15 protein-coding genes, 1 tRNA gene and 1 pseudogene are annotated in these 18,911 nt (G+C 62.0%); 7 read left to right on the top strand and 10 right to left on the bottom strand.

Annotated features, from left to right (window positions below; all coding sequences use genetic code 11):
• Window positions 1–49: 49 nt before the first annotated feature.
• From CEK29_RS03340 to CEK29_RS23395, 6 genes and pseudogenes are all read left to right on the top strand, one after another.
• Window positions 50–1,383: pseudogene (locus CEK29_RS03340) on the top strand (AAA family ATPase).
• A gap of 731 nt (window positions 1,384–2,114) precedes the next feature.
• Window positions 2,115–2,474 (top strand): hypothetical protein, encoded by a 360-nt coding sequence (locus CEK29_RS24170; RefSeq protein ID WP_369597727.1) that lies wholly within the window; start codon window positions 2,115–2,117, stop codon window positions 2,472–2,474.
• Between the two features lie 601 nt (window positions 2,475–3,075).
• Entirely contained in the window at window positions 3,076–3,699 is a 624-nt protein-coding gene (locus CEK29_RS03335; RefSeq protein ID WP_094857290.1) for a helix-turn-helix domain-containing protein, read from the top strand.
• A 25-nt stretch (window positions 3,700–3,724) separates the two neighbouring features.
• The gene (locus CEK29_RS03330; RefSeq protein ID WP_094857289.1) at window positions 3,725–4,561 is read left to right on the top strand and encodes a ubiquinol-cytochrome C chaperone family protein; all 837 of its coding nucleotides are present in this window, start codon (window positions 3,725–3,727) and stop codon (window positions 4,559–4,561) included.
• 200 nt (window positions 4,562–4,761) lie between these two features.
• Window positions 4,762–6,000, top strand: a complete 1,239-nt coding sequence (locus CEK29_RS03325) for an NYN domain-containing protein (RefSeq protein ID WP_094857288.1) — start codon at window positions 4,762–4,764, stop codon at window positions 5,998–6,000.
• Between the two features lie 228 nt (window positions 6,001–6,228).
• Complete coding sequence (locus CEK29_RS23395) at window positions 6,229–6,699, top strand: hypothetical protein (RefSeq protein WP_141218292.1); 471 nt, start codon at window positions 6,229–6,231, stop codon at window positions 6,697–6,699.
• Between the two features lie 298 nt (window positions 6,700–6,997).
• Here CEK29_RS23395 and CEK29_RS03320 read toward each other — a convergent pair whose 3' ends face one another.
• The 10 genes from CEK29_RS03320 to mnmC all read right to left on the bottom strand — a co-directional run bounded on the left by CEK29_RS03320 (window position 6,998) and on the right by mnmC (window position 17,805).
• Window positions 6,998–7,786 (bottom strand): hypothetical protein, encoded by a 789-nt coding sequence (locus CEK29_RS03320; protein ID WP_094857287.1) that lies wholly within the window; start codon window positions 7,784–7,786, stop codon window positions 6,998–7,000.
• Window positions 7,776–8,069 carry a hypothetical protein gene (locus CEK29_RS03315; RefSeq protein ID WP_094857286.1) on the bottom strand — a complete coding sequence of 98 codons (294 nt, stop codon included), beginning with the start codon at window positions 8,067–8,069 and terminating at the stop codon, window positions 7,776–7,778. Before CEK29_RS03315 ends, CEK29_RS03320 begins: the two co-directional genes overlap by 11 nt.
• A 1,005-nt stretch (window positions 8,070–9,074) precedes the next feature.
• Window positions 9,075–9,470, bottom strand: coding sequence for a type II toxin-antitoxin system VapC family toxin (locus CEK29_RS03310; RefSeq protein ID WP_094857342.1), 396 nt, complete (start codon window positions 9,468–9,470; stop codon window positions 9,075–9,077).
• On the bottom strand, window positions 9,467–9,706 hold the full coding sequence (locus CEK29_RS03305; protein ID WP_094857341.1) for a type II toxin-antitoxin system Phd/YefM family antitoxin: 240 nt from the start codon (window positions 9,704–9,706) through the stop codon (window positions 9,467–9,469). Before CEK29_RS03305 ends, CEK29_RS03310 begins: the two co-directional genes overlap by 4 nt.
• 761 nt (window positions 9,707–10,467) lie before the next feature.
• A tRNA-Lys gene (locus tag CEK29_RS03300) sits at window positions 10,468–10,543 on the bottom strand.
• Window positions 10,544–10,685: 142 nt separating this feature from the next.
• The gene (locus CEK29_RS03295) at window positions 10,686–11,483 is read right to left on the bottom strand and encodes a MetQ/NlpA family ABC transporter substrate-binding protein (RefSeq protein WP_094803141.1); all 798 of its coding nucleotides are present in this window, start codon (window positions 11,481–11,483) and stop codon (window positions 10,686–10,688) included.
• A gap of 55 nt (window positions 11,484–11,538) precedes the next feature.
• On the bottom strand, window positions 11,539–12,192 hold the full coding sequence (locus CEK29_RS03290) for a methionine ABC transporter permease (RefSeq protein WP_094803143.1): 654 nt from the start codon (window positions 12,190–12,192) through the stop codon (window positions 11,539–11,541).
• Window positions 12,149–13,237: a methionine ABC transporter ATP-binding protein gene (locus CEK29_RS03285; RefSeq protein WP_094803145.1), complete on the bottom strand. Its 1,089-nt coding sequence runs from the start codon at window positions 13,235–13,237 to the stop codon at window positions 12,149–12,151. The genes CEK29_RS03290 and CEK29_RS03285 overlap by 44 nt, the downstream gene beginning before the upstream one ends.
• A gap of 202 nt (window positions 13,238–13,439) precedes the next feature.
• Entirely contained in the window at window positions 13,440–15,665 is a 2,226-nt protein-coding gene (locus CEK29_RS03280; RefSeq protein WP_094857285.1) for a glycoside hydrolase family 31 protein, read from the bottom strand.
• A 283-nt stretch (window positions 15,666–15,948) separates the two neighbouring features.
• Complete coding sequence (mnmC, locus tag CEK29_RS03275; RefSeq protein ID WP_094857284.1) at window positions 15,949–17,805, bottom strand: FAD-dependent 5-carboxymethylaminomethyl-2-thiouridine(34) oxidoreductase MnmC; 1,857 nt, start codon at window positions 17,803–17,805, stop codon at window positions 15,949–15,951.
• A 212-nt stretch (window positions 17,806–18,017) separates the two neighbouring features.
• Between mnmC and CEK29_RS03270 the strand changes: the two genes are divergently transcribed.
• The gene (locus CEK29_RS03270) at window positions 18,018–18,887 is read left to right on the top strand and encodes an inositol monophosphatase family protein (RefSeq protein ID WP_094803151.1); all 870 of its coding nucleotides are present in this window, start codon (window positions 18,018–18,020) and stop codon (window positions 18,885–18,887) included.
• The last annotated feature ends 24 nt before the right edge of the window (window positions 18,888–18,911 follow it).

Raw genomic sequence — 18,911 nt, 5'->3', positions numbered from 1 at the left:
GCATCGCTTTGTCGGCGTCCAGAGATTGGCCTGCAGTGGGAAGTCTCACATGCTGGCGCAGGTCAAGGAGGCGGCAGAGGCGGCCGGTTATCGCGTTCAGGCGGTCGCGTCGTATGGCAAGCAGATCGAGGCGCTACGAGAGCTGAACATGGAGGCTCGTGCAGCGCCCTCCGTCCTCGAAGCGCGCCAGAAGAACCGCTTCAAGTTGGACGAGAAGACGGTTCTCGTCATCGACGAGGCGGCGTGGTCCCTGCCCGGATCATGGAACGCCTGATGAAAATGGCCGAGGTGGACGGTGCCCGTGTGGTGCTCGGCGACAGGGGCCAGACCAAGGCGATTGAAGCGGGCCGAACCTTTCACCAGTTGCAGGCAGCCGGCATGGAGACCTCGCTTATGGGAGACATCATCCGTCAGAAGTCGCCAGAACTGAAAGCTGCCGTAGAACTTGCCGCGGCGGGCCACGCATCCGCATTTCTCGCCTTGCTGGATGGAAAGCTCAAGGCCGTCCACTCCATCGACGACAACGGCGCCCGCTACGACGCCATCGCTTCCAAGTACGCCAACCTCGAAGCGGATGAGAGGCGTGAAACGCTGAACGTCACCGGCACGAACGATTCGCGCAAGGCACTGAACGAAGCAACGCACCAGGCGCTGGGCCTGTCCGGCCGTGGATTCGACTTCAGTCTGCTTACCCGTCGCGACACGACACAGGCGGAACGGCGGGTCGCGAAGTACTACAGCGCCGGCGACATCCTCCAACCCGAGCGCGACTACAAGACCGGCAAACTACGCCAGACCGAGATGTACCGCGTCATCGGCACAGCGCCCGATAAGCCCAATGATCTGGTCGTGGAACACGTCGTAACCGGGGAACGCACACAGTTCAATCCTGCACGTGCTGCCAAGCTTTCCGTATACGAGCCAGTCCCGGCGGAGCTGTCTGCAGGCGACTGGGTGCGAGTGACCCGGAACAACGCCAAGCTGGACCTGGTCAACGGTGGCCGATTCGAGGTGCTGGAGGTAGCCCCCACGACCGTCACCATCGGTGGCGGCGGCCGCCGGCTCACGCTGGACGCTGCCACTGGCCCGCTACACCTGGATCGCGCATATGCCACGACCAGTCATAGCGCCCAAGGGCTCACGTGCGATCGCGCACTCATCAACGCGGAGAGCTTCAGCCGGACCACGCAGCGGGACGTCTACTACGTGGCGATCTCTCGCGCCCGTCACCAGACGGAGATCTTCACGAACGACGCCACTGAGTTGGCGGGCGTTGTAGATCGGCTCGAAGAAAAAACTGCGGCCTTGGACATCGGATTGGAAGCCAGCCGCCCGTGGCGTTCTCAAAAGGCGCCAGCTGCCATGGAAATCTCCACAACGTAGGACGCACGAGTCGGAGTTAGTGGAAATCCGGTTCACAAAGGCCATCGAGGAGGATGTTCGCTGGCTCGGCCATTGCAGGCTAGTCCGTAGGCGACCTAGGCCAGCGATGGGCTACCGCTTCCGGCCAGAAGTGGTCGTTGGACCGACAAGCCCCGATTGGCGACAATCTGGCACGTACCCTGATTTCCACGATTGCGGCGATTTACGTGATGGCCGCTGCGACACTCTATTGAGACAAAGCGATGCCCGAGAGTAGACCAAGAATTCTCATTTACAAAAGAACCCATACGGGTGATCCCAACGAAAGTGGCCTCTTTGGATGCAATAACTGCATGGGATCGGTACGAGACTGGAACTTCAACCACGTAATTGGTATTGGAGGAGCAAGCACTTTGCCTGGCGACGAAGGAATAGCGAAGAAAGTGAATTGGATTGGGATAGGCAGGAAAGCGTACGGCGCCATTCGCAATGGTCACGCGATATGGGCTTTTGAGCATTTCATTCTGCTCAACGAGCGCGGCCCCTTGCTTCAGTTGAACTACCCTTTGCTGTATAGGCATATGCTTGAAACATCGACGCATCATCACATCTGACAGCGTGTTCGAAGATTTGTATGCGGAACTAATGGCTATCCTGCATCTTGCGCATGACGCGCCCCCTTCGCCGGCGCTTGGTAAAGGAAAAATCGAGACGAAGCAGTTTAATTGTGCTCCAAAGCGCCTCTCAACAAAATGCCAGAAGCGAAAATTCTCTTCCTGCGCGTAGGAATCGACCGTGGATGCGGCGGTCGGCTATCGCCCCTTGAAAGCGATCTCAGCTTTGAGTACGTACACATTCCAGAAAGGGCGCCAGTACACAATGCCCTTAGATTCGGCGACATTCCATCGCGCCGGGGAGGCCTCCTCCCGCAAGCCATTGGCCTGGATGCGCCGGCTCACCATGATCCGGAGTTTGTCACCTACAGCTATGGGGAGCCTAGTCATCCAAAGCGCTCCCAACTATTAACCCTGAATCGTGGCGACTATCTTGTTTTCTATGCGGGATTCCAGGGGGATGGCATCGCAACAGGTATATGCTGTGTAATCGACTAGTTCGCAGTCGATGCTGTTCATGCAATGAGCGCAGACCTTCCGTGGCCACCAGCCATCTCATCGCACCTGAACAATGCCCGCTTTCGTCGCGTGCAACGTGAGGACAAGCTGGTGGTGATCGAGGGCGATAAAGAAAACTCGAAATTACTCGAACGTGCTATTCCAATATCAAATGGGGTGCACCAACAGTGCCTTCGATCGCAGATACGGTCGGATTCTCCGGTTCTATCAAGCGTGCGATAGGCGGATGGGTTCCGGCGACGCACGTTGGCGCAACAGTTTGCTAGCTTAAAGCTATGAAGTAAATGTGCCCGCGAAATGACGTAAGCCGCGTGCCGAGGTTGGGGGTATTACCATCTCATCGGTAGGAGTGCGGCCAGAAGCACTCGTTCGTACTCTCCATGAGAGTGGGCCCATTCTGGCGCGTAGGTGATTGTCCTAAAAGTTAGCACCCTTCCGTACGAGGCTCGCGCGCACTCCTCAGAAACATATCGAAGACGATCCAATTCTTCAAATAAGCGACTGTTCACGATCGTTTTATCCGCTCTGCGCCCCCCGAATGACGATAATCTGTGCCGGTCACATTACGTAACCAACCAATATGACCGCACCTCCGCCATTCGATGGTCTGAAATACACACCGAAGCAACAACTCGCTCTCAGCGTTACGGCGGCGCTCCGCGTCGCCGGGCCTGATCGTGATGGCAAGCCGAGCAAGCTTCGTCAGATCGATGTCATGCGTCGCACGGGTATGTCACGGACCACACTCAAACCGCTCCTTGATATGACCGATTCGATCCAACGTAACCCGGACCTGTCGACTCTCCAAAAGCTGGCAGAGACGATGGGAGTGCCACTGGCGTTCCTTCTGATGACACCTGACGATTGGCGCGATCTGATAAAGGCCATTGCTGCCCTGTCGGACTACCGGACCGCTGCGCACGGCCTAGTAACCGACTCTCTCGGCGGGCCGGCGTTGGCGGAATCGGTTCTGAAACGCTGCAAGGTCCATCCTGAATACCCTCCTCTTGGCGCGGCCTATGACGCCCAGGAAATTCAGCGCCTCGACGCCCGCAACGAGCGGCGGCGCAGAACCGGCCTTGTGATGGCCGCGCTCGCCCAGCCGGCAGCGCGAGGAGATCGTCGACAGTTTGCTGACCTGACTGCGCTGTCGGCAGCTCTGGCCAACGAAATGACGCCGTTCAATCCCAGCGAGTCAACTTAACTCCTAGACAATTCGGACCTCTCTTATGACTTCCCTAATATCCGATCCAGATCTCGCGCAGGTGCTGGACGGCGCCGACGTCGACGACCTCGCCGTACTGATTGATCACATTACAGACAAGGGTGAAGGACGTATCTCGCTGTCATCGGCAGCGAGCAAGAAGCTCGTCGACGCGAAATCGGCAGGACACGTGGACGACGCTTGCCGAGCCTTAATAGCTGAAGAACTACAGCGTTTTGGCGGCAACTCGCTTTTTAATCTGATGCGAGGCGGCGCTGGCGTACCTTACAAGGAAGTGCTCTGCGACGTGGCGAGTCATGTCGGGGCCCGGTACTCGTCCAAGAGTGATTGCGCACAGATTGAAATCGCCATCCTGGAGGCAATACTGGAGCAGTCGCTGGACAAAATGAGCGAACAGGACAAAGAGCGTCTGTTCGCCGAATTCGGTGGCACCTACGTCCCAGGCGCCGGCCCAGCAGTGATGGCGGCACTACAGGCTGCGATCAAGGCCTCCGGCTTCGGCGCCTTCAAGCTTGCAGCAGTGGTGGCCAACGCCATTGCCAAGGCCATTCTAGGACGAGGGTTAGCCTTCGGTGCCACAGCCGGGTTAATGCGCGGTATCAGCGTATTCGCCGGGCCGATCGGCTGGGCGATCACCGCGATCTGGACCTTGTTCGATCTTGGCAGCCCGGCTTACCGCGTGACGGTGCCCTGCGTTGTTCAAATCGCCTACATGCGCCAAAAGGACGCATATCGCAGTTGTCCGACCTGCTCGGCAACTGTCCAAATCGGCAAGAAGTTCTGCGGCGAATGTGGCAGCCCCCTCACCCAACAGCACCTGGCCCTCACTCAAGAAAACTGAGACAGGAACGCACATCATGTTGATCATCGTCTCTACACCTCTGCGCGTTTTTGCTTCCTACGCGATTGCAATGGCAATAGGTGCTTTGCTGGCACACCAGAGTTTTGAAGATCAGAACGTCAGTAACTAACGACGCGGACGTCTCAGCCTGAAGTACCGATATACGGCGGCACATTCCCCACTAGAATCTTTAGAAAATAATGAATAGCAATCCATTTATCGCAGAAATCGTAGCGCTAGAGCGTAACTATGAGGCAGCCAGGGACGAATTGGGTCGCTGGAAGACAGAGCTCTCTTGGTTCACGGGCGTCGACCTCGAATGTGCCAGTAGCGAGCTTATGCGCGCCCAACGAATGAAAGAAGAAAGCCAAGCGCGCCTCGGACTCATGCGCCAAGACATTGGCGACCTGGAGACATCGGTGCACCGCCTGGAGGCAGAGGCAGGCATGGGAATCGACCCGCGCCACTGGTTCTCATCGCAACGTGCCGTCGCAAAGAGGCAACTCGCCTCCATGCAACAAAAGCTGGCCGAAGGGCAGAAGTCGGCTGCGCGTTTGGAAACGGTCATCTCGCAGGCAGTCGAAGACGGCCGCGCGATCCAAGATGAGATTGAAAGGGCGCGCATCTTCGACCCCTTGCTTGCGCAGTCGGCAATCGCCGCGCTTCAAGCAACCTTGGATCGGATTGCCCCTCAGTTGACCGCCTTACGTCATCGCAGCGAAAAATTGGACAAGACACTAAAGGAGCCACAGCTAAGGTTGTACGACGAAGACGCGCAGCGCGCCCGGCTGCTGACCCGGATCGATCTCGCGGAGATCTTCGATAGAAAACTCAACAAAGCCTCGAACGGCTATGAAAAGCGGCAGATACATTTAGAATGCGGCAGTTCATTGGGAGACGAGAGTCCAGGGGCAGTCATGCAGGAGAGCCGCAAAGCCCTACGTCGTGTTGATGCCAACATTGAGAAGCTTCGCGCTCGGATAGCCGAACTTGTCAAAATCGCCAGCCGAGATGTTCGGAACATCGTCATCGACGGCAGCAACCTGTGCTACGAGGGGAAGGAGCTCGTTGGTCTGGCCCCGCTAAAAGCGATCATCCCCATTCTCGCCGAAGATTACACGGTGACGCTCATTTTTGATGCCAGCATCCGCCGCAAGCTGAAGTTAAACGACAAAGATATTGTTGCTGCCTTTCCGGAGGCTACCCGGGTGCACACCGTTGCAAGCAAGCGCAAAGCCGATGAACTTATCTTGGACGTTGCTGGTGAGGATCCTTCCACGTTTATTCTCAGCAATGATCGGTTTGCAGAGTTTCCTGAAAAGTCTGCGATCAAGGAAGAACGAGTGTTGCGGCACGAAATTGTCGGAAAAATGGTGCGCATCTACGATCTGCGCATAGCGGCGCCAATCGAACTGGGAGCGGATACAGCTGCGGCCTGAAGCAGCCGCTCGGCACGAACGACAGCTATAGGCCGGAAGCATCACTTGTTAATGCCTCTTCCGCTCAATAACCGCTTTTGCGAGTGGCGCCCAGCGTCCGCTCTGGGTCGACAGCGGTCCGTCGCCTCGTCAAACAGAGCTCCTAGGAGCGGCCGTCCACCCAGACGCTGCGAAGTTGTTGACTGATCTTCATGACGCAGCGCATTTCTGCCTTAACCTCTTAGCCCAATGAATAGTAACCGCTCGATCTCCGCCGCCATTGGTGAACACCTCGTTCTTGGCGAACTTCTGAAAAGGAACATTGAAGCTTATTTAGCGCACGGCGAAACGCAGAAGGGCTGGGATGTGGTGATCGTCACGAACGAAAGCACAAGGCGTGTTCAAGTCAAAACCATCGATTGGCCGAAACAACAAGCAGTTAACGGGAATTTCTCAGGGGGCTTCGACTACCTTATTGTCGTGCTGCTCGATAGGAAAAATCCGCGAAGCCGATTTTTTGTCTTCGAGCACGCGGAGCTTGATGCGCTCCTTTCCGCTTCAAATGAGAAGAGGTCCGGCGGCAAGCGAACTCTAACGATGAGTCAGAAGGCCATGAACTCGCGGGTACGGTCTCATGAAGACAATTGGAAACTACTGCAGCCGCCCTCCGATGAATCAAGACAAGAAGTTCTCCATACCCGGGCAGAGTGTGAAGTCTAAGCGCTGCAGTTTCGCGATTAAACACAGCCGGTGCTACTAGGTGGCGAGCAAACTTACTTGTGGCGTGTCCCTTAAGCAGGAAACGAGCGTAACACCTAAGTGGCGGCAGCGTCAGGAGAAAGCCGACTGGTACGCGGGCACAACCGAGCGTCGCAATCGTACTCGACGACCCGGGTAAGTTGCGCCTGGCATACTGTGGAAGAATTGGTGTCAGACTGCCTTTCCTGTGCTATGCGGCTGCGTGGGAGGCTCAGCGAACAGCGAAAAGGTAGTCTGGCACCATTGTTCTGGACATCGATTAGAGTCCTGAGATAATCGCGGATGCTAGCGTGGCAATGCTTGCCACGTGAGGCAATGCATTCAACAAAGTTGATACCACCGTCTTGCTGGGCTTCGGCGATGCAAGCTGCGCTTCTACAGCATTGACAATTTCCATCGCTCCCTGCTTTTGTTGGGCATCAGTCAGGCTCTGAATGACTTGGCGTAGGCCGTCGATGTATTCGCGAAAGTCAGCGCCGACGTTTATGATATTCGTCGATTTGTCGACTGAGTGATTGTTGACGCGAACGTTATTTCCATTGATGTGGTAAGTGATTTGTGCTGGGGCGCTTCCGATGCTGTCTCCGGTGCTGCTCACGGAAGCTGCCACATGCGATTGCTCCATGGCCATCACGTAGTCCTTGTAGTCGCGGGCAAACGGGATAAGTAACTGACGTGTGAGGCTATGCAGCTCACCAGTGAGGTTGCGCCCCACAGTGTAGTATGTGTGCGCAAAATCTAACAACCCTCCCGGTTCACGCGCGAACTTTTGAACCAGTAGCCACTGCAGCCCCAGCACATCGTCCGCGCTTTCAGGCCATGCGAGACGAGCGGAACCCACCATGCTGCCTTGTGACCTAGAACTGGCTTCCAAGAAACGTTCCACATCCAGATTGACTGTCAGCTTTTGATTGAAGTCCTGTAGTGACGAATCCGCAAGAAGTCGGGCAAAGGTCAGGAAATGCTGTCCAAAGGTCTGCGACGTCGCCGCTTGCATATCGAACAGGGCATTGTTGATCCGTTTAAACAGGACCTCTCTATTCGCCATCTGACGCTTCTCCCTTCAGCCGCGCCTCGGCTGCCTTCTCGATCACGGCAGTCCTGAACGAATCCTTCATCTGAACTATCAGCGGACCGACGATCGAGTTGTTCGCGTATTCGCCCAGTCGTTCATCAACCAACCGTTCGGACTTAGCAATCGCCGCCTCGACGCTCTCTGGATCCTCTGGGTTAAAGGACAAAGTTCCGAGCTCGCCGCTTACTGTCTCAAGCGCTTTCTGCGCATCCGCTAAAGTTCTCTGCAGATCGTCCAGGCCTTTCATAAATGTCATAGCGAATCCTCCCATTGGTCCGTACGGGCGCAGGTAAATTGCGACACAGCAGACACACCCTGAGCCGATGAAGTGCACCGTTTATACCATCATAAGAATAGCGAAACCAAAATACCGCACCGAGCGAGTTAGTGTGACCTCGGCTTGCAAAAGCGATGGAGCAGTCACTTCACAGCAGAAACTGCTAGGAGCTGCTCGAACGACTGCATTGGGTCGAAATCTGCCGCACGAAGTCGCGGCTCGGCCAGGATAAGACACCCGCTTTTTCACGAGACGCGACACGTGGAGGCGCGTCAGTGCCAAGCTGCTGGCGGTTGGTTCGAGCACGGACTAATGAGCAGCCTTCGTCTACCACACAAGCCCTTGCCTCTGAAGTTTGCCGTCGGGCGTAGGACGGCGAGAAATTTCTCACGCGGATGGGGGGCACCGCCGCTACTGCGGATGAGGTCGCGGCTACACATTTGGCTCGACCGGACGGCTGCCTGAAATGTCACGTATCCTGGTGCGACGAGAGTTCATGTACGAGCGAAGTCCATATGCTTGTCGACGAGCTGTCACGTTGCATAGACAACGTGTAGACCAGGCGTCACAACGGGTAAGCCAGCCGTCACAAGCCGGGCAGTCGCAGCGCAAATGTCCGTAAAATCCGACGTTTGTATACAGCGAGGATGCCAGCACAAGCCCGCACTTACGCGAGCTTCTGTTTTGGAGCGCTTTTCGTTGTCAGACAAAAGAAAACCGCCCTCCGCAAGGAAAAACCAAAAAATCAGGGAGATGACCGCACCCAAAGGATGCGTCCCGTGTGGGGGCTTCAACGGAACGGGCGCGGGTACGCGGCCGGGGCTTGAGGGCACCCGGTGAGCGTCCGGGCGGACGCTCACAACGTCCAAACGACGGCCCCGCCGGCGCAGCCGGCGCGATTCGCCCGCCGCATTAGGCCGCCGCCGACACTAAAGCAAAGGCCACCCGACAGGGTGGCCCTTTGCTTTGGCAGGATGGGTCACATCACCAGATGGTCTGTACGTGGGGGTAATCGCGAATCTTCATGTCGGCAGAGACTAACGGCACCGAATGATGCCGTGCCACGGCCACGATGAGGCGATCAGCCGGGTCCTTGTGAAACTCTCCAGGCAGGTCAACAGAATGGACGGAGGTGCGCACATCTACCGGCACAAAGCGAATCGCCGGGACTTCGGCAACGGTGTCCAACCAGGCTTGGGCATCCATTGTCAACGCCAAGCGGCCAGTTTTGGCCAGCATGGCAATCTCCCAGGCGCTGATGGCCGAAACCAGAATTTCTCCATCGTGCAGCTCAGCCTCGATGGCTTCGCGCGCGGCACGACTCAATTGCTCGTCACCTGCCGCCCACCACACCAGCACATGCGTGTCCAACGCGATCACTGCGCTGCCTCCCATGCATCGTCGCCCACCGGCGACAGGGGATCATCGAAGCGGAGGACAGAGCCGCGCAGCACATCGAGCGGATTACGCTTCGCCGCCTCCCGATAGGGCCGGATTTCGAGCGCAGGCTTGCCATGGTCGGTCACCACAATGGACTCCCCCGTTGCTTCGACCTGGCGGAATAGCTCAAGCGCGCGCGCCTTGAACTCGGTTTTCGAAACGTGCCGGCTCTGCATCGCTGCCCCTTCACTGGTCATTCGTATAGTCACTCTATCATAAAAAATGACCATATAAAATGGTCATTTTCCTTTCCTGCTAGACCGCCCCTGTCCAAGGGTTGGGCACCCGGCTGGCATCCTCGAACTATTGCCCCCTTCGCCGTCACTGTTGACCCGGGGCGCTGGTGGCAGGGGACGGCCGCGCATCAAATCCCGCACCCACCCCGAACCCTCCAGCAGTTGCTAGGCTGCGCTGGCCGCCTGGCCCTTCTTCATCGCCAGAAGCGGTTTGCCCTTCTCGGCATCGACTGCCTCCGTCGAGCCGGATGTCCGCGTGCGACGGGAGCCTCCGGGCGCGATCATGGGACTGACATGGGCAATGCGCTTGGAGTGGATGCGCGACGCAACTGTCGGCGCGGCGGCAACAGGAATGCGTGAGAGTGAGTAGTTCTCTCTATTGCCTTCGCAGCGGGTGGGAGACCATTGATATGGTCCAGCACATAGATTCCCTGGACGACAAGCACGAATCGGGAGCATGTCGGTTCAAGCGAATCCAGCATCCCGCCCTGCTCCATCGAGCAGCGATGAAAGGGGCCGAGCCGTGAAAAAATCGTGGCGGGCGAACGCTACGCGTGACGCGCGCGTGTTACGCGTGACGCGTGACGCGTGACGCGTGGACGTTACGCGTGACGCGCGGACGTTACCTGTGAGGCGCGCCTGCTACGCCAGCGCAAAAAAAATCGCCGCTCACAAGGAGCGGCGATTTTTCGCATTCGATTTGGTGGGTTGTGCGAGACTCGAACTCGCGACCAACGGATTAAAAGTCCGCTGCTCTACCGACTGAGCTAACAACCCAACCTAAGCCAAACATTATGGCTCAATATGCCGGTCGGGTCAAGGCGACCGGCACGCATCCGGTTCGCGACACCGAACCGGCCAAGAAAAAGGCCGTCCCGAAGGACGGCCTCAGCTTCAGGCAAAACGCAGTCGCGCTGGATTACCAGGCGGCGAGCACGGCGCCCTTGTACTTCGTGGCGATGAATTCCTTCACCGGCGCGCTGTGATAGACCGACACGAGCTTCTGGATGTCGGCACGATCCTTGTCCTTGGCGCGCACGACCAGCACGTTCGCGTAGGGCGAATCCGGCGCTTCCTGGGTGATGGCGTCCTTCTTGGGATCGAGGCCCGCTTCGAGCGCGAAGTTGGTGTTCACGGCCGATGCGTCGGTGTCGTCCAGCGAACGCGGCAGTTGGGCGGCGTCCAGCTCGATGAAGCGCAGCTTCTTGGGGTTCTCGACCACGTCGATCGGCGTCGCCTTCAGGCCGGCTTCCGGACGCAGCTTGATCAGGCCCTTGCTTTGCAGCAGCAGTAGCGCGCGGCCGCCGTTGGTCGGGTCATTGGGGATACCGATGCGCGCACCGCTCTTCAGGTCGTCCAGGCTCTTGACCTTCTTGCTGTAGATGCCGATCGGGAAGATCACGGTCTTGCCCACGCTGACCAGCTTGTAGCCGCGGTCGGCGTTGGCGTTGTCGAGGTAGGGCTGGTGCTGGTAGCTGTTCAGGTCGAGGTCGCCGGCGGCCAGCGCCACGTTGGGCTGAACGTAGTCGGAGAACTCGATGACCTGCAGGTTCAGGCCCTGCTTGGCTGCTTCCTGCTTGACCACTTCGAAGATTTGGGCGTGCGGGCCGGCCGTCACGCCGATCTTCAGCGGCTTGTCCTGCGCCAGGGCCGGCTGGGCGAAAACGGCGGCGCCCAGGGCGAACGCGGCCAGCGACTTCAGAAACTTGGTGCTCATGATGCGGTGTGTTCCGACAAAGGAGGAAGGGGTGTTGCGGTAAAAAATTCGGGTATCAACGATGCGACATGCGGCGCACGAGCCAGTCGCCAAAACTCTGCACGGCCTGGACCAGCGCGATCAGCACGACCACCACGGCCAGCATCACTTCGGGCAGGAAGCGCTGATAGCCGTAGCGGATGCCCAGGTCGCCCAGACCGCCGCCGCCGATCGCGCCGGCCATGGCCGAGTAGCCGATCAAGCTCACGATGGTGACGATGGTGGCGGCCACCAGACCGGGCAGCGCTTCGGGCAACAGCACCTTGGCGATGATCTGCATCGGCGAGGCGCCCATGGCGCGGGCGGCGGTGATGAGGCCGGGGTCGATCTCGCGCATCGCGTTCTCGGCGATGCGCGCCATGAACGGAATCGCGGCCACCGCCAGCGGCACGATCGCGGCCGTGGTGCCGATCGAGGTCTGCGCGATCCAGCGCGTGAACGGAATGATGGCGACCATCAGGATCACGAACGGCACCGAGCGGGTGGCGTTGACGATCACGCCGAGCACGCTATTGACGGCCAGGTTCTCGAGCATCGCGCCGCGCGCGGTCACGATCAGGATCACGCCCAGCGGAATACCCACCAGCACCGCGACCCCGCCGGCCACGCCGACCATCAGCAGGGTTTCAAGCAGCGACGTGATAAGCAGGTCGATCAGTTGCGGGCTCATGAGCAATTTCTTCCACGGTGATATCTCGGGCGGTCAGCGCGGCATGCGCGTCCTTGACCGCCTGCGGCGCGCCTTGCGCCAATACGAACAGCGTGCCTACGGCAACGCCTTTGATGTCTTCGATGCGGGCCTGCACCAGGCTGACGTCGAGCGCGTACTGACGCGACAGGTCGGAAAGCACCGCGCCGGTGGCATCGCTGCCCGACAGCTTCAGGCGCCACAAACGCACGGCCTGGTCCGGACGCGCGGCGGCGAGATCGGCGATGCGGGCCTGCACCGCCGTCAGCGTGCCGTCGGTCAGGTCGGACGCGGTGGCGGCCGACACCATGCCGCGCGTCACGTCGTGGCGCGGCTGGGCAAAGACGTCCTGCGTGCGGCCCACTTCGATGACTTCGCCCTGCGACAGCACCGCCACGCGATCGCACACTTCGCGCACCACTTCCATCTGGTGCGTGATCATGACCACGGTGACGCCGGTCTTGCGATTGATGTCGCGCAGTAGGGCCAGGATGTTGTGGGTGGTTTCGGGATCGAGCGCCGAGGTCGCCTCGTCGCTCAGCAGCACGTCGGGGTCGTTGGCCAGGGCGCGCGCGATCCCTACGCGTTGCTTCTGGCCGCCGCTGATCTGGCTGGGATAACGGTCGCGCAGGTGCTCCAGCCCCACGAGGGCGAGCAGACGTTCGACGCGAGCCGGGATCTCGGCCTTGGGCACGCCCGCGATCTCCAGCGGGAGCGCGACGTTGCCGTACACCGTGCGGCGCGCGAGCAGATTGAAACCCTGGAACACCATGCCGATGCGGCGGCGCTGGGCGCGCAGCTGCGCCTCGGACAAACCGGTGAGCACCTGATCGCCGATGGTGATCGTGCCCTGATCGGGCCGTTCGAGCAGGTTGATGCACTGAACCAGCGTACTTTTACCGGCCCCGCTGGGACCGATGATGCCGAAGATCTCGCCCTGCTCGATGCGCAGATTGATCCCCCGCAAGGCCTCGAAACGGCCGCGCGGCGTGGCGTACGTCTTGGATAGGTTTTGAATATGAATCATGGCATGTAATTTTCTATTGCCAGCTTTCTAAAGAGAACGACTGATTTATCCTCTTTTAATAACTAGGAGTAATATAAAACGGCTATGACCCGGCCACGCATGCGCACGGCATGCACGAACGGGTCAATGGAATAGGCGAGACGGAGACGGCTGCGGGCCGGTCCGGGAGCGGTCCGGCGCCAAGGCACCGGACCGTACCGCGTCAGCGCGCCCGCGAAATGCGGACTTCGGCGCCGCGGCGCTTCACTTCCAGGCCTTCGGAGGGCAGGATGCGCAAGCCTTCGAGGCCCTTGATGTAGCTCGAGCCCTGCATCTGCATCACCCGGATTTTATTGCGCATCACCACCGGGTTATGCACGGGCATGCCGAACATCCAGACTTCGTCGAGGATGCGCGCCGAGTTGAACTCGCCCGTGTGCTGTGCCACCGGCCCGAGACAGAGCATGTGCCCTTCGCGGCCGAACACCGGGAACTGATCCGTGCCGCACTCGAGCGTCCAGGTGGTGCCGCCCTCGTAACGGTGACCGGTGTTCAGATCCCACCAGGCTTCGCCCTTGGGCAGATAGACACGCACCGAATTGCCCGGGGCCACGACGGGCGCCACCAGCAGGGCCGGGCCCAGCAGGTATTGCAGATCGTGGTCGTGCGCATCGGGGTCGTTCGGGAACGACATGGCCATCGAACGCTGCACCGGCAAACCGGTGCGCGCGGCATCTTCGATGGCGCCCAGCACGTACGGAATCAGGCGATAGCGCCACTGCAGCCAGGTGCGAGCCTGATTGAGCGTGTCGTCGCCGAACGCCCACGGCAGCAGCCCGCCCACGCCCTGGAAGCTGAAGTTGGCCGAGAACACGGCCGCCTGCAGCCAGCGCAGGTACAGCTCGGGGCTCATGCCCGCAAGGCTGGACTGCGCCGATCCGAGCGCATGCACCTGGACGGGCAGACCGCTCGCGCCGATCGATAGCGCGGTGCGCAGCGTGTGCTGCAGGCCGTCCCAGTCGTTGCTGACCTTCGGGCCGGCCTGCCAGGGCAGGCGTTGCGCGGCCGGAAACAAATCGGTGCTCGGGACCACGCCTTCGGGCGGCACCTTGTGGCCGGCCACGGCGTCGAACAGGGCACGGCGCGCCAGCAGCGGATAGAGCGTGCGCAGCGACGGACCCGATTCGCCATTGCGGGCGGACACGCCATCGGGAATCGCGATCTGCGCGTCGCAGGCCGGCGCATCCAGACCGTCGTCCACCAGCTGGCGATGCCGTTCCACCCACAAGGCGTAGGCGTCGCGGTACGTCAGGTCGAGCAGGCCGTAAGGCTGGCCCTGCGTGGCGGGCACGCCATCGAACACCTGCGCGCTGCCGTCGTCCTTCGTGAGCAGCCAGCCGCGATCTTCGAGTTCTTCGAAGAGCGGGCTTTGCTTGAGCACGCCAGGAAAGCCGGTACCCGAGACATGAACGTTGAACTTGTGGAACAGCGCCAGCACCTGCTTCGCATCCGGGAAACGCTGGGCGTCCCACTCGAAGACCGACTTGTCCGCGGCGAAATGCCAGGCGGCCGGCGTGGCCAGCGAGACGACGTCGAGCGGGATCTGGTTGGCGCGGAACTGCTCCACCAGGGCCACGGTCTGGGTCGGCATCTCGCCTTCGGCCTGGGTCAGCCAGGCGCCCAGTGCCCACAGCACGGGCTGACCGGCCCGGCCGGTGAGGGCGCTGTACTGATTGAGGATCTCGGCAGGCTCACCCGCGAACAGGAACAGATCCAGTACGGGGTCGTCGACGGCCAGGATATAGGCGGTGTCGGCCGGCGCCACACCCACCGCGTGCTCGACGCGGCGCAAGGTGTTGGCATAGACCCCCCAGCCCTTGGGGCTCCAGGCCAGCGGCAGGGCCCGGTGCTCGGGATCGTCGGACACGACGGACTCGTCGCGGCGATTGAGATCGCCCGGGGTTTCGCCCAGGCCGTAGACGCGCTCGCCCGTGGTGAGGGCGAAGCCCACATGCCAGGCGGCGTGCGCGTCTTCGTCGAGCGCGTTATGGCCGAAGGCCGGCGTATGCGCCGACACTTCCGAGGTCAGGACCTGGGTCTCGCCGCGCCAGAGCACGACACGAACCGGGTTGGTGAGGATCTCGAGCGACACATCGCCCTGGGTGATGCGCCAGCCGCTCGCGTCGTCGCGCGGGGCAAGCGTTGCCTCTCCCACGGCTTCTTCGCGGGCGAGCAGCATCTCGCTCAGTGCACGCGCGCGGGCACTGGGCTTGTCTTCGTTGAAATGCGGTGTCAGCGCACAACGCAGGCGAAAAACGCCGGGCGCGTGCGCCTCGATGACCAGCCGCAGGCCATCACCCGCGTCGAAATCATTGCGACTGGGACGCGAGGTCAGCAGCTCGACGGTATCGAGCTGATTAGTATGATCAAAGTCGTACTTCGGCGGCACAGAGCATCCCCCGGCTTTAGCCAAAAAAACCAATAAAAGTCGTTATTTTGACGGATTTGGCCCTTGAAATAAACTCGGTCCCTGTTTTAGGGGCCAACCGCCGCCGCCAGGGGGCATGGCGGGGGCTCCGCGCACGCGCCGGCCGGCCCGGCAGAAAGTGGCGCCAGCCCCGCAATAAAGGTCCGAATTTCGCCCATTCTGGCAGTAAATCGGCAACATCGCACGTATAGAACGCAGCCCTAGGGTAACCCTGCCGTTCGAGGCGGCCAGGCACGCCCCAGCCTCAGCGCGGCGCGACGGCTGAGAGCAGGTCCGCTTCCAGGGGCGCCGGCTCGGCATGCAGCGCAGCCGCGATCACCTCGCCCATCAGTGCCGACCAGGACAGGCCCCGCGACGCGTAGCCGGTGGCCAGCCATACGCCGGGCCCATGCGCCAGCGCGCCCACGGCCGGCAGCCGCCCCGGCTGCACCGCCCGCCAGCCGGCCCAGCCCGGCAGGGTGCCGGCGGCCGGCAGTGAGGATTCCGCGGCCGCCAGCAGGCCCGCGGCCTTGCCGAGGTTCGTCAGCTGCCCGGCCTCGGACACCGCCGAATGCTCGGCGCCGTGCACATAGGTGCCGCCCGCCACGCACCAGCCGTCGACTTCGGGCAGGAGATAGCCCTCGCCGGCGACCACGCAGCGCGGCCCGCCGCCCAGGGCGGATGCCGGAATCTGCGTGACCTCGCCCGCCAGCGCGTGCATCTGCGCCAGGCGCGGCAACGCCTCGAGCAAGCCGCTCTGCGCCAGCACCGCGCGCGCGCCCACGGCATTGGCCAGCACCACGACGTCCGCGCGGGCGAGCACGCCCCCGTCGGCGGCGACGGCGGCCCAGGCCTCGCCCTCGGATGTCAGCCGCTCCACCCGCCCCACCCGGCGCGTGATCCGCGGGTGATCGAGCAAGGCGTCGATGAGGGCTTGCGGCCGCACCTGCATGCCATCGGCCAGGAACACGCCACCGCGCGCGAGCGCCATGCCGGCCAGCGCACTGGCCTCCTCGCGCGTGACGGGGCGCGCCCACGAGTCGGGGAAAGCGAGCGCGGCGAGGGCGTCTTGCAGGAGGGGCCGCGTGTCGTCGCGCTCGAGTTGCAAGGTGCCGGTACGCCGCACGATATCGGCGGAGAGGTGCGCCCAGCGCAGTTGCGCCATGCGGCTTCCAGCGCGCGACAGGCGAGCCCGCGCGTTGTCGTCGCGGGCGATCACCGGCGTCAGCGCGGCGGCGAGGTGATCGCCATGCGCAGCAGACTCCGGGGCGAGCACCACGACATCGCACCCGCGGCGCGCAAGCGCGTGCGCCACGCCGGCGCCGGCCAGCCCGGCCCCCACGACCAGCACGGCCTGCCGCAACGCCACAGCCTCGGGCACCACGGGCGTCTGCGCGGCGGCCCACGCCGTACGTCGACCCACGGTGATATGCCATTTACCCGCCTCGCCGGGCTGACGGGCGACGTCGAAGCCCGCCCGCCGCAGCGCGTCACGCACAGAGGCCGCGGCACTCCAGGTGGCCAGCGTGGCATCCGGCGCCGCGAGCCGGCCCAGACGCCGCAGCACCCCTTCATCCCACATCTGCGGATTGAGCCGGGGCGAGAAGCCATCCAGAAAATAGGCGTCGACGCGTGCACGCAGCTGCGCCGCCATGCGATCGGCGGGTCCGAATGCGAGCGTGAGCGTCACGGCCCCGTCGTCGAACTCGAGCCGATGCAATCCCGGCAACAGCGGCGGCCATTGCGCGATGAGCGCATCGGCCAGTTCGCGCAAAGGCTCGGGCACGTGCGTATCGCGTAGCGCCTGCAGGGTCTCGCGATCGAACGGATGACCCTCGATCGACACCATGTGCAAGCGCGCGCAACGCGCCGGATCGGCGCGCCACGCCTGCCACAACGCCAGAAAGTTGGTGCCGAGGCCGAAGCCCGTTTCGCACACCGTGAAGCGGGCCCTGCCCTGCCAGCGCCCCGGCAGGCCATTGCCCTGCAGGAAGACCGTTTGCGTCTGTCCGTAGGCATCCGCCGGCGAGTTATAGACGTCGCCATAGAGCGGGCTCACGAGCCGGCCCTGGGCATCGAGCGCTACCGCGGCCGGCGTGAGAGGGAGATAGGACGAGGACATGGGGTTATTGTGCCTAAAGACATTGCGCCGCGAGTCTAACGCCAAGACCGCGCGGCGCCCCTGCGCGATGACAAGACCAGCGCGCGCTGGTGCGCACCGCCCGCGAGCGACGCCCCGTCTTCGTTGGCCTTGCGCCACGCCAAACCGGCCCGGCAGGCACGCGTGGCCGGGGTTTCGTCAAAACGTCGCACACGCAGGCTTACACTGGAGTCATGCAAACGCCCTCCTCCTCCCCCAAGGCCGCGCTGGATCTCGGCGCCGCCATCGACACCGCCGTGTCGGCCGCTCACGCGGGCGCCGCGATCCTGCAATCCTATGCGCACCGTCGCGACGATCTCGTGATCGACCACAAGGCGCACAACGACCTGGTCTCGCAGGCCGACCGCGAAGCCGAGGCCGCCGTGCTCGAGGTGCTGCGCGAACGCACGCCGCAGTACGGCATCGTGGCCGAAGAAACCGGTGGCGAGGCGCAAGGCGCCGCCACCTGGTACATCGATCCGCTGGATGGCACGACCAACTTCCTGCACGGCATCCCGCACTACTGCGTGTCGATCGCGCTGGTCGCCAAGGCCGGCACGCAAGTGGGCCCGGGCGCGCCGCTCGACATCGACACGCCGGTGATCGGTGTCGTGTACGACCCCAACCGCGAAGAACTCTTCACCGGCGTGCACGGCGTGGGCGCCTGGCTCAACGGCCGCCGCATCACCTGCTCGCGCACCGCCACCCTCGAAGAGTCGGTGCTGGCCACCGGCTTCCCGTTCCGCGACTTCTCGTTCGCCGACCAATACATGCCGATGCTGCGCGACGCGATCTGCACCGCGCGCGGTGTGCGCCGCATGGGCGCGGCCGCGCTCGATCTGGCGTGGACGGCCGCCGGCCGCTACGACGGCTATTGGGAAATGGGCCTGGCCCCCTGGGACGTGGCCGCGGGCACCCTGATCCTGCGCGAAGCCGGCGGCGTGTGCCACGACATGCACGGCGACGAGCCCTGGCCGGTGGGCGGCCGCGTGGTGTCCGGCAACCCGCAAGTGGCCGAAGCGCTGGCCCGCATGATCGCGCCGCATCTGAAGGCACGCGGCTGAACACGCCAACAAGAAAGCGAGCGC

Origin of the sequence: Bordetella genomosp. 5 (assembly GCF_002261475.1) — a bacterium.
Lineage (GTDB): Bacteria > Pseudomonadota > Gammaproteobacteria > Burkholderiales > Burkholderiaceae_B > Bordetella.
This window is presented reverse-complemented; position numbering and strand designations above follow the sequence as displayed.